At 32.4% G+C, this 12361-nt stretch carries 13 protein-coding genes; all 13 read right to left on the bottom strand.

Annotated elements, in window-relative coordinates; translation table 11 throughout:
• Window positions 1-55: 55 nt before the first annotated feature.
• On the bottom strand, window positions 56-958 hold the full coding sequence (rbsB, locus tag KQI38_RS17950) for a ribose ABC transporter substrate-binding protein RbsB (RefSeq protein ID WP_216561844.1): 903 nt from the start codon (window positions 956-958) through the stop codon (window positions 56-58).
• Between the two features lie 65 nt (window positions 959-1023).
• Window positions 1024-1422, bottom strand: a complete 399-nt coding sequence (gene rbsD / locus KQI38_RS17945) for a D-ribose pyranase (RefSeq protein ID WP_216561842.1) — start codon at window positions 1420-1422, stop codon at window positions 1024-1026.
• Window positions 1423-1435: 13 nt separating this feature from the next.
• Window positions 1436-2374 (bottom strand): ribose ABC transporter permease, encoded by a 939-nt coding sequence (gene rbsC, locus KQI38_RS17940; RefSeq protein WP_216561840.1) that lies wholly within the window; start codon window positions 2372-2374, stop codon window positions 1436-1438.
• A 1-nt stretch (window position 2375) separates the two neighbouring features.
• Window positions 2376-3869 carry a sugar ABC transporter ATP-binding protein gene (locus KQI38_RS17935; RefSeq protein ID WP_216561838.1) on the bottom strand — a complete coding sequence of 498 codons (1494 nt, stop codon included), beginning with the start codon at window positions 3867-3869 and terminating at the stop codon, window positions 2376-2378.
• A 14-nt stretch (window positions 3870-3883) separates the two neighbouring features.
• The gene (gene rbsK / locus KQI38_RS17930; RefSeq protein ID WP_216561836.1) at window positions 3884-4792 is read right to left on the bottom strand and encodes a ribokinase; all 909 of its coding nucleotides are present in this window, start codon (window positions 4790-4792) and stop codon (window positions 3884-3886) included.
• Complete coding sequence (locus tag KQI38_RS17925; RefSeq protein WP_216561834.1) at window positions 4793-5773, bottom strand: LacI family DNA-binding transcriptional regulator; 981 nt, start codon at window positions 5771-5773, stop codon at window positions 4793-4795.
• 295 nt (window positions 5774-6068) lie between these two features.
• Window positions 6069-6854 carry a muramidase family protein gene (locus tag KQI38_RS17920; RefSeq protein WP_216561832.1) on the bottom strand — a complete coding sequence of 262 codons (786 nt, stop codon included), beginning with the start codon at window positions 6852-6854 and terminating at the stop codon, window positions 6069-6071.
• Between the two features lie 298 nt (window positions 6855-7152).
• Window positions 7153-7590 (bottom strand): protease complex subunit PrcB family protein, encoded by a 438-nt coding sequence (locus KQI38_RS17915; protein WP_216561830.1) that lies wholly within the window; start codon window positions 7588-7590, stop codon window positions 7153-7155.
• A 256-nt stretch (window positions 7591-7846) separates the two neighbouring features.
• Entirely contained in the window at window positions 7847-8776 is a 930-nt protein-coding gene (locus tag KQI38_RS17910) for a transketolase family protein (RefSeq protein WP_216561828.1), read from the bottom strand.
• On the bottom strand, window positions 8769-9584 hold the full coding sequence (locus tag KQI38_RS17905; protein ID WP_216561826.1) for a transketolase: 816 nt from the start codon (window positions 9582-9584) through the stop codon (window positions 8769-8771). The genes KQI38_RS17910 and KQI38_RS17905 overlap by 8 nt, the downstream gene beginning before the upstream one ends.
• 10 nt (window positions 9585-9594) lie before the next feature.
• Window positions 9595-10455, bottom strand: a complete 861-nt coding sequence (locus tag KQI38_RS17900) for a YitT family protein (RefSeq protein ID WP_216561824.1) — start codon at window positions 10453-10455, stop codon at window positions 9595-9597.
• Between the two features lie 15 nt (window positions 10456-10470).
• Complete coding sequence (locus KQI38_RS17895) at window positions 10471-11226, bottom strand: WecB/TagA/CpsF family glycosyltransferase (RefSeq protein ID WP_216561822.1); 756 nt, start codon at window positions 11224-11226, stop codon at window positions 10471-10473.
• Window positions 11227-11234: 8 nt separating this feature from the next.
• On the bottom strand, window positions 11235-12338 hold the full coding sequence (gene csaB / locus KQI38_RS17890; RefSeq protein WP_216561820.1) for a polysaccharide pyruvyl transferase CsaB: 1104 nt from the start codon (window positions 12336-12338) through the stop codon (window positions 11235-11237).
• Window positions 12339-12361 lie beyond the last annotated feature (23 nt).

The following is a 12361-nucleotide window of genomic DNA, read 5'->3' as shown; positions in this document are numbered from 1 at the left end:
GGAGGTAACTAATTTTTAGTTACCTCCTACTCCATTTTTATTTACTTAATTTTATCTATTTAGTTACTAAGCTTAATTCTACCGGAATACTTGCTTCTACTTTTTCACCATTTAACGATTTAACTGCTGTTTCAACACCAATTGATCCAATTAGTGTTGGCTGTTGAGCAACTGTTGCAGCCATTTCTCCTGCATTTACTGATGCTACAGCATCATCAGTAGCATCAAATCCTACTACCATTATATCTCTTCCACTAGCCTTTATTGCTTCCAATGCACCTAGAGCCATTTCATCATTATGAGCAAATAATGCTTGGATATCTGGCTGTGATTGAAGAATATTTTCCATTACATCTAATCCTTTTACCCTATCAAAGTCTGCAGTTTGTTTTGCTACTACTTTAAGCTCAGATCCAGCTACAGCTTCATTAAATCCTTGTCCGCGATCTCTAGCTGCACTTGTTCCTGCTATACCTTCTAATTCTACTACATTACCTTTTCCACCTAATTTTTCAATTATAAATTCTCCTGCCATCTTTCCACCTGCTACGTTATCAGAAGCTATATGAGATAGAACTTCTCCACCATTTGATGCCCTATCTAATGTAATTACAGGTATCTTTGCATCATTAGCAGCTCTAACACTATTTACTACTGCATCAGAATCTGTTGGATTAACTAAGATTAAGTCAACACCTTTTGTTATTAAATCCTCCATATTTGATATTTCTTTTGCTGGATCATCTTGTGAATCTAGCACTATAATTTCTACTCCTAATTCTTTTGCTTTTGCTTCTGCCCCTTCTTTAAGTGATACGAAGAAAGGATTTGTCTGAGTTGATATTACTAGTCCTATTTTCTTTGCTCCGTCAGTTGATTTTCCTCCCGTATTAGAACTACATGCTACTAATGATAATGATAGAACTAATACTAATAAAAGCACTAATAGTTTTTTCATGTTAACTCTCTCCTTTTCAATTAATTTATATTTCTTCTAGGCATTTGCCCTATAGAAAACAATGATTAAAATAATACTCCTGATTTAAGAATTATATTTGCATAAGGTGTGAATTCCCCAGTTCTAATCACCGCTTTTACATCACAAGACAGCTTTTTTAATTCTTCATGTGAAATAGCTTTTAAAATAAATTCACCTTTCACAACTTCTTCTAGTTCTTTTTTAAAGTTAGGACTAACTTCACTCATCTCAGTTCCGATTATTCCTTCAGCTACACACAATTCACCTAATACCGCTTTTAATACATCAAAAAAACCTGGCACACCATTGGCTATTGCAAGATCTATTAATTGTACTCCCTTTGGTACTGGCATTCCTGCATCTCCAATTAAAATCATATCATTGTGAGCCATTTCTGCTATGACCTTGGATAGTTCTCCATGTAAAAGACCTATTTTCTTCATATTTATACCACCTTTATTTTGTCTTCTCTTTTTTATCTAGTAGCACTGCAACTATTATTACTATTGCTTTGGCTATCATTTGATAATAGGACTGGACATCCATTAGATTTAAAGCATTATTAAGTATTCCTATAATCAACGCACCAATAATAGTCCCTATTATCGTACCTTGTCCACCTACTAAAGATGTTCCGCCAAGTACTACTGCCGCTATTGCATCTAATTCATAGCCCTCTCCTGATGTTGGTTGAGCTGAAGATAGTCTAGATGTTACAATGATTCCAGCAATAGCTGCTAGTATACCACTAGCTGTATATGCTAATATTTTTATCTTAGCAGTATTTACACCGGATAGTAACGAAGCTTCTTCATTACCTCCTACAGCATATAGATGTCTTCCATATTGAGTGTGGTTTAAAATGTAATAGCAGACTATAAATACAATAATCATAATAGCTATAGGTACTGGTATACCTAATACTTCTCCCGTACCAATCCATCTAAATACCCCTGATATATGTTCTCCAGAAACAGGTATTGGCCTCCCAGAGGTAAATACCATTGTTGCACCTCTCAAAAGAATCATAATAGCAAGAGTGGCTATAAATGGTTGTACCTTTCCTTTAGTAATAATTATTCCATTCACTATTCCTGCTACTGCACCAATAACTATGGCCGCTAAGAGAGATAACCAAATATTATAGCCTGATGCTAGCATCTTCGCCCCTACAGCTCCTGAAAATCCTAGAATAGACCCTACAGATAAATCTATGCCCGCTGATAATATTACAAAGGTCATTCCAGCAGCAATTATTGCATTTATAGATGTTTGTCTAAATACATTTAGAAGATTTCCCATAGTTAGAAATCTTGGATTTAAAATACTTATAATTACTGAGAAAATTATTAGTCCAATTATTGGTCTTAACTTGTCTAAGTTTCTATTTTCCATTCTATCTATCCTCCCCTCTTACTATATAACTCATTATCTTTTCTTGTGTAGCTTCTTCCCTAGATATCTCACCTCTTAATTGTCCTTCATGCATTACTAATATACGATCACTCATTCCTAATATCTCTGGCATTTCTGATGAAATCATTATAATTGATCTGCCTTCCTCTTTGATTTTATTTAAAAGATCATATATTTCTTTTTTGGCTCCTACATCAACACCTCTTGTCGGTTCATCTAAGATTAATACCTTTGGGTCTGTAAGAAGTGATTTAGCAATTGCTACCTTCTGCTGATTTCCACCACTCAGGTTCTGAACTTTTTGATGAAGGGAAGGTGTTTTTATATTGATTTTCTCTCTATATTCTGATGCAATTCTATTTTCTTTCTTTTTATCTATGCCTAGAAATCTTTTGAATTTCTCCAATGCAGATATGGTCATGTTACTCCTTACATCCATCATTAAAATAAGCCCGTCATGCTTTCGATCTTCTGACACATATACTATACCTTTATCTAATGCCTCTTTCGGAGTTCTAAGATTTACTTTTTCACCATCTAATGTCATTGTGCCGCTATCCTTCTTATATACTCCATAAAGTGTTTTTGCTAATTCCGTTCTACCAGCACCTACTAATCCAGAAATCCCTAGTATCTCACCTTTTCTAAGTGTAAATCCAATATCTTTAATATATTCATTACTTAAATTCTCTACATTTAATACTTCTTCTTGAAAATTAGTTTTTATATAGGGAAATTGTTCTTCTAGTGTTCTACCTACCATAAGTCGTATAATCTCATCTTCATCTACTTCTGATACTTTTTTTTCAGCTATAAATTGTCCATCTCGAAGAACTGTAAGTTTATCACATATTTCAAAGACCTCTTTTAATCTATGAGATATATATACTATTCCTTTTCCTTCTTTTTTTAGTTCCCGAATTATCTCAAATAAATTCTCTACTTCTTGATCTGTTAAGGTGTCTGTAGGTTCATCCATTATAATGATCTTAGCATTTAATGAGAGTGCTTTAGCTATTTCTACCATTTGCTGCTGAGCGATAGATAATGTATTCACTTTTACATTAGGATTAATATTTATTTTTAGCTTTCTTAATAATTCATCTGATTGTCTTATCATTTCTCTTTTATTAAGAACTCCTGTCGTTAGCTTCAATTCTCTACCTAAAAATATATTTTCGTATACTGTCAGATAGGGAATCAAATTTAATTCTTGATGAATTATTGCTATTCCCTTATCAGTAGCATCTCTTGGCGAAATCATTTCCACTGGCTGGTCCTCAAGGATTATTTGACCTGAGTCTCTTTTATATACTCCTGATAATATCTTCATTAATGTACTTTTTCCTGCACCATTTTCACCTAATAGGGCCATCACTTCATTTTCATACACTGTAAAATTTACGCTATCTAGAGCCTTTACTCCTGGAAAACTCTTGGATATCATTTCCATGATTAACATTGGTTCTCCCATTATCGACACCTCCTTTACCTAAAATTATCCACTTCTTCTTTTGTCGGAAGGGAACTCTGAGCCCCTACTTTTTGTATTGCTAATGCTGCTGTTTTTTGCCCCATTTCTATAGATCTTTCTATATTTCCATTTTCTATATAAGAAGAAACAAAGCCACCAATGAAACTATCTCCAGCCGCTGTTGTGTCAACTACATTTACTTTATAGGCCTCAAAAAATTTATGGCCTCTTGTATCTATATATAGAACACCTTTGCTGCCCAATGTAACTATTATTTGTCTTATACCTTTATGAAGAAGTTTATTTGCAGCTTTTAATATTGAGTCTTGATCAGTAATTTTTATCTTTGATATTCTTTCTAATTCATGCTCATTTGGGATTAATATATCTATATTTTCGATTATCTCATCATCTAATTCATATGCTGGTGCTGGATTTAATATGGTTGTCTTACCTAACTTTCTTGCAATCTTTAATCCTTCTTTTACAGTTTCTAAAGGAACTTCCAACTGAAATACTACGATATCAGCCTTTTCAAAAGCTATAAGATGTCTTTGTAGATATTCTTTATCTACATCTCCATTAGCTCCAGGGATAACTATTATATTGTTATTACCATGCTTATCTACATTAATAACTGCAATCCCTGTAGATTCATCTGTCTTTTCTATATGTTCTATATTAACTCCAGATTCTTTCATAGATTCAATTAATGCATCTCCAAAAACATCTTTACCTACCTTACCCAAAAATATAATCTCGTTATTCAATTTGGCTATGGCTACCCCTTGATTAGCTCCTTTACCCCCTGGAATCTGCAATAATTCATTTCCTAATAGGGTTTCACCTATTTGGGGAATCTCATTTACTTTTATCACCAAATCCATATTCATACTTCCAACTACTGTAACTATAGACTTCAATTAGCTACTCCCCCTTTCTACTAATATTGTTTCTAAAACTTTGGTCATCTTAATACTTTTTTCTTCAATCATCGATATTAACATTTCTACTGCTTCTTCTCCCATTTGATATATAGGTTGCTTAATAGTCGTTAGAGGCGGATCAATGTATTGAGATATTGATATATCATCAAATCCTATTATCTTAACTTCTTCTGGTATTCTAATATTTTTTTCTTTAAGAGCTTTAATAGCACCAATAGCAATTAAATCATTTCCACAGTAAACTCCGTCTATTTCTGTCTGCATAAGTAAAGCCATGGTACCTTGGTATCCAGATTCTATGGTATAATTTTGTAAAAATATTTTTTCCTTATCTATTTTTAATCCATTATCTATAAGGGCCTTTTCATATCCCCTTAGACGTGCTGCTGATAATTTGGTTTTACTGTCAGCAGATATAAATCCTATATTTTTACATCCTTTTTTTATGAGAAAGTTTGTAGCATTATAAGCTCCTTCTTCATTATTTACAACTATACGTCCTACTTTTTTATCAGAAGCAATATCCCTATCTACTAATACCATAGGAGTATTACATCGATCTAGAGATTTGCTTATACTACTCTCAGAGGCCGTTAGTATTATGCCATCTACCATCTTTTCCTGAAGAATTTGAATATATTTTTCTTCCTTTGATTGTTTATTATCTGAGTTACACAAAATAACCGAATATCCCTTTCTTTCTGCAGCATCTTCTGCACCTCTTGCAATCTCGGAAAAGAAAAGATTCATAACATCAGGCATAATAATTCCTATGGTTTTAGTTCTCTTCATCTTCAAACTTTTCGCAATTCCATTAGGAATATAGCCTTCTCTTTCAATTATTCCCAGTACCTTCTGTCTCGTAGCTTCACTTATATGCTTATCTTTTCCATTAATAATCTTAGAAACTGTAGCACTGGATACATTGGCTAATTCCGCAATTCTTTTTATTGTCATTATTATCACGTTCCTTAATAAGTTACTATAATAATTTAGGTAATCGATTACCTAAATTATATCATGGTTCTAATAAAAATCAATATAGTTTTTTTATATAAATTGTGAACACTATCAAAGCGTTGAAGGTAGCTTTTCTTAGACACTGCATAAGCGACTTCCACAAAATCAAAGATTTCGGAAATCTCCTTAAAATTCTTTGGATATCAATTTTTTAAAATAAAAAATAGAAAAGTAAAGCTTTTCTATTCGTTATAAAAAACTCCTAGAAGGATATCCCTCTAGGAGTTTTCACTTATTTTATGCCTGCTGCTATTTTTATCATTTTTTGATGCTCTGGATCTTGTTTTCCATCCACATGTCTTGTACTACCTGCAAAATGTATATCAAAATGACCATCCATTCCATTGCCTTTTATATAATCGAAATTAATTCCTCTTCCATATCCTCCAGATCTATTGTTTGTTGTTGCTCCACCTGCCACACTATCTAGGCCTGCATGAGGCATAAAAGTTACACTAGCAGCTATTCTCCTGCCATTATATTCTATAATAGCTGGCCTTCTTACCCAGCTAAATCCTCCCCATATGGATTTCATAATATCAGTATCTTCCTTAGTTAAAGTCTCACAATCTGCATGATTTGATCCTATGGATCTTTGTACCATATAGGATTTTCCAGTATAAAAATCGATTACTTTAAACTTTGCTCCTCTCGGAACTATATTGTCTACTTCAGTAAACCAATTAAGATATTCTCCATATGTAGTATCTTGCACTACTTCTTGTGATGCTTGTATTTTTTCTACTTCTCTAGTAGTTACTCTATCTACAGTTCCTCTATTAGGAGCATTTTTATTTACTGCTCTTTCAGGAATCTTTATAACTTGTCCAGGATAAATCATTGTTTTTTGATTGGCTTTATTTTCTTTTAATATATTTTCCAATGTTATACCATATTTTTGAGAAATCTTCCAAAAAGTATCTCCTTTTGCTACTGTGTGGTTAGCTGCTAAACTAGTTGTACCAATACAAAGAGTTAATACCGCAGTTCCTATTACTGTTTTCGTAGTTTTTTTCATATCTTTGTTCCTCCAATTTGAGTTTAATTTTGTAACCTTTTTGTTACCTATTTATATTAATTCGGCATAAATCCTGAAAATCCTCTATGTAATATTTTCCAATAAAGTATATAAGAAAAGTTTTTAAGGTCGCATTAGAGGAAACTTTTTTAAAACTCATTACGAAAGGTTTTTGATATGAGGTATTCAAGTAGTACTTTCCTATTCCCTATAAAAATTAAACTGCAGGGTATAGCACAGCTTTCCCCCTGCAGTTTATTGAAAAATATATTATAAATAAATTTCTAGACATTAAATTTTATTCAACATATTCAATATCTAAATGTACTTCTTCAGGCATATCTTTTAGATTTGTTTTCACTACAATATATGGATAATCGTATTCTTGTTCTACTATTTCATTAGGATCTGGATCTGTAAACTTTGCATATACAACTATATCAAATACATCCTTGCTATATTTCTCCTTAATGATTTGATTTATTTCTACTAAGTACCCTTTTGATTTCTTTTCTCCTCTTGTAACTACAACATATATGTCATCTTTATATTTGCATGTTAAAGCCCTTTCTTCCATTAAGTATTTAGGTAATACTTCAGAAATTTTATCTGGAATCTCTTCTTCTTTTACTTCTTTAAATTTTATTTGTCCTTCATTTCCCTTTAACAATTTAGGTATGAATAGAATCCCAATAACTAGAATAATTGCCAAGGCAATAATTTGATTCCTTTTCAATCTAATCCCCCCAATATTAATCTTATATAATTAATATTCTATGGAGAACTCTATTATGTTTATTTTATAAGAAAAGCTTTTAATGAATCATTAAAGGCTTTTCTTGGTCACTGCATAAACAACTTGCACGAAATCAAAGATTTCGGCAATCTGCTTTAAATTCATTAGGATCAAGTTCTTAGAATAAAAAACAAAGAGTAGAACCTTCCAATTCATTATAAAAAACCTCTGATACTAATATCAGAGGTCTCCTTATCTATAATATTTCTTTTGCCTTACTTATAATATTCTCTACATTAAGCCCATATTTTTCCAACAATTCAAATCCATCTCCCGACTCACCAAAAGTATCCATCGTTCCTATCCTAATAACACGAGTTGGTTGGTTTTCCACTACTACTTCGGCTACTGCACTGCCTAATCCTCCAATTACGCTATGCTCCTCAACAGTAACTATACCTTTAGTTTCTTTAGCTGCCTTTATTATAATATCTTCATCTATAGGTTTAATACTAGACATGTTTATAACTCTTGCCGATATACCTTCTTCTGCTAGCTTTTCTGATGCAGACAATGCTTTTTCAACCATAACACCTGTAGCTATAATAGTTACATCTGTTCCCTCTTTTAGTTCCACACCTTTACCTATTTCAAACTCATAATTTTCATCAAATATTACAGGGACTTTTGCTCTCCCAAGTCTTATATATACTGGTCCATCATGTTCTACTGCCTTAAATATACATTGTTTCGTTTCTATTGCATCTGCTGGGCTCAAAACCACCATATTTGGCAAAGATCTCATTAAACTAATATCTTCTAATGCCTGATGAGTTGCTCCATCTTCCCCTACAGTTAAACCTGCATGAGTTGCTCCAATTTTTACATTTAATTTTGGATAACATACAGAGTTTCTAATAATTTCTAGGGCACGGCCTGTAGCAAACATTGCAAAGGTACTTGCAAAAGGAACTTTGCCAGCTGTTGCTAATCCTGCTGCTGTACCTATTAAATTTTGCTCCGCTATACCTACATTAAAAAATCTCTCAGGATAAGCCTTAGCAAAAACTGAAGTTTTAGTAGAACCTGAAAGGTCTGCATCTAATACTACTATATTCTTATTGTTTCCACCTAATTCTTTTAGTGCCTCACCATATGCATCTCTTGTTGCAATCATATTAGCCATTCAAACCACCTCCTAGTTCTTCTAAAGCTTTAGAAGCTTCTTCAGCTGATGGAGCTTTTCCATGCCAGCCTACTTGATCTTCCATAAATGATACTCCTTTTCCCTTATGAGTACGAGCAATAATTATAGTAGGTTTATTTTTAGTATTTTTTGCTTCCTCTATAGCATTTAATATTTCATCAAAAGAATGACCATCAATGGTCAGTACATGCCAGCCAAATGATTTAAACTTCTCATCAATAGGTTCAATATTCATTATTTCTTTGTTTGGACCGTCAATTTGAAGTCCATTATGGTCTAAAAATACAGTTATATTATCTAATTTATAATGTGCAGCTAACATAGCTGCTTCCCAAATTAGTCCTTCTTGACATTCTCCATCTCCTATCATAGCATATACCCTGTAGTCTTTATTATCTAATTTACCTGCTAAAGCCATGCCATTAGCAGCAGCTAGCCCTTGTCCTAAAGAGCCCGTAGTCATATCAACACCTGGAATATCCTTCATATCAGGATGACCTTGTAAAATTGAACCAATTTTTCTAAATCTATCTAACTCTTCCTTTGGGAAAAATCCTTTTTCCGCTAAAGTTCCATATAATACTGGAGTACCATGTCCCTTTGATAATACAAATCTATCTCTATCTTTCCATTTCGGATTAGTAGTATCTACTCTCATTTCTTTAAAATATAAAGTTGTTAAGATTTCCACTGCTGATAAAGAACCACCAGGATGACCAGACTGAGATTTTTCCAGCATATTAATTATGTCTATTCTGATACTTCGAGCTATTTCTTTTAACTCCATTATATCCCTCCTATTGTTTTTTCTCATATGTGAATCCCTCACCTAGCACTTCATACATTTCAGACACCATTACAAAGGCATATGGATCAAATTCTTTTACTATATCCTTTACCCTAGTAAACTGTGATCTAGGAACTACACATAAAAGAACATCTTTCTTTTCCTTCGAATACATACCTTTTCCTTTTAATAAAGTTACTCCTCTACCTAATTCTACCATAAGTTTTTCGCTTATTTCATCTGGGCTATCAGAGACAATAAAGAATCCCTTTAAGTATCCAATCCCCTCCAAGATCATATCTATTACCTTCATCGTAACAAACATGGCAATAATTGAATATAGAGATATCTCAATTTTCCTCTCTACTACACCCGCAAAGATAACTACAAATAAGTCAATCATTGTCATAAATGTGGCTGTGCTTAGATTTGGAAACTTATTATTTAGTATAGATCCAGCTAAATCAGTGCCACCAGTAGTTCCTCCAAATTTAAAAACTATACCTAGTCCAATACCATTTAACACTCCTCCAAATATAGCTGATAATAATAAATCATGAGTTAAGACTATTGGTGGCAAGAACTTTAAAAATAAGGATAGTATTAGAGTGGCGTATAAGGTTTTTATTGCTGTTCCTTTACCTAAAATTTTCGCACCAAAAATAAACAAAGGGATATTTAATGCTAAGTTTGTAATGTATATAGGAATTTTAGCTGTCTTTTCTATAACTACAGCAAAACCAGTGACACCTCCAGGTGCTATAGTATTTGGTGCAAGAAAGTAATTTAGAGCTATGGCCATCATCAATACACCAATACCTATTAAAATATAGTCATATACTATCTTATACCATTTTTCATTATGCCCCATAAAATTCCTCCTTCCTTATTTAATTACATCCTTAGAAAACAATACCTTTAGCATAAACTTAGGCAACACTATCTGTCTTTTGATCCTAGAAGGTTCCTTCACTAATCTATAGAACCATTCTAAACCTAATTTTTCAAATATCTTAGGCGTACTCTTAGTATTGCCTGCTAAGATATTCATTACCCCTCCATGACCTATTATAATCTTTCCCTTAATATTTCCCTTATTAGTATCTATCCAATTTTCTTGCTTAGGAAATCCTAGTCCAACAAAAATTATATCTGGATTTGAAGAATTTATATCATTGATAACTTTAATCTCTTCTTCATGGTTCTCGTAACCATTATGGGTACCTTTAAAATATCCATGATGATAACCTGCTATTCTAATATTTGGATAGGTTTTCTTTATATTTTCTGCTGCTGCTTTAGCAACACCATCTTCGCAACCTAGTAAGTACACACTATAATTATTTTCATTAGCTATATCAAGTAATTTAATAGTTAGGTAATATCCTGTTACCCTTTCCTTTAAAGGCTTTTTCTTAATTTTAGAAGCATAAATCAATCCTATACCATCTGCTGTTATCAAATCACCTTCATTTATCAAACCTTTAAGTTGCTCATTATCTTTAGCCCCCATAACAATTTCAGTATTTGGAGTATAAATTGTTTTTAGCTCACTACCCTTTAAATAATTTATCATTTCTTTAGTAGCTTCATCAAAGGTTATATTATGTATTTTTACTCCAAATATTTCTATACTATCCATATAACAATCTACCCCTTTAATAAATCTAATGCCATGGTTACATTAGATAACGCCTTATTTTTCAATTCCTCATTTTGTTTTTTTAAATCTTCTTTAATATCATTTCTGTTATTCCATACACAATCTATTTTTTCTATTAAATCATCATAGACTAATTTCTCCACATTACATATATAATCCATTCCAATAGAACGTAATATCCCATCTACCTTAGGATCATAAGATAACCCCACCATTGGGACTTGCTGAGTAGCCGCATAAATTAATGAGTGAAGCCTCATTGCTACTATTAGCTCCATTTCTTTAATTATGCCCATTATTTCTTCCACATTATATTTTTGTGATATTACATAACATCCTTCTTCATTTACTAATTTATTTATTTCAATGCTTATTTCCAAGTCTTCTGGATAATGCATAGGTATCATGAGTACATTTACATTATACTCTTTTATTATATTCCTTATGGTATCTGCCATAATTGTAATTAAATTTTCTGCATTTTTCCACTGTCTAACTGAGACACCTATAAATTTCTTATCAGTAGGTATTCTTTCACGCTCAAGTATTCCCCTAACTCTATCCTCCGATACTGGCTCCAAAGTAAATACAGGATCTGCTGTAACCACTATGTTTTTATTTTTAACTCCTAAATCAGATATAAATTCTCTAGAGTCTTCATCTCTTAATGTTATGATATCTACCCTATTTAATATTTTTCTTGTTAAAAACCTGTTTAGCTTCTTTTTAATTGGTCCAATACCATTAGCATATATCATTACAGGTTTCTTATACAACTTAGCTATCTTCATTAAAGTTAAATAGTATAATAAAGAACGAGTGCTTGTTACATCCTGTAATAGAGATCCTCCCCCTGAAATAAATAAAGATGAGTCTTTCATAGCTCCAAACACTTCTTTAATTTTGAATCTATTGATAGCTTGCACTGGATACATATTTTCAGTTTTAGGAGGATTTTTAGAAAGCACAGTTATATTTATCTCTTTATTATATTCTTTAATGTCTTTTACTATAGCTTTTAAAATAGCATCATCTCCACTATTATCAAAGCCATAATATCCTGATATAAGAATTGAGTCCTTAAATCTCATAGAAATTCTCCTTTTTCTGCAGC

This window comes from Tissierella carlieri (assembly GCF_018917285.1).
GTDB lineage: Bacteria > Bacillota > Clostridia > Tissierellales > Tissierellaceae > Tissierella > Tissierella carlieri.
Note: the sequence above shows the minus strand (reverse complement) of the source record. Positions and strands in the feature narration are given on the sequence as shown.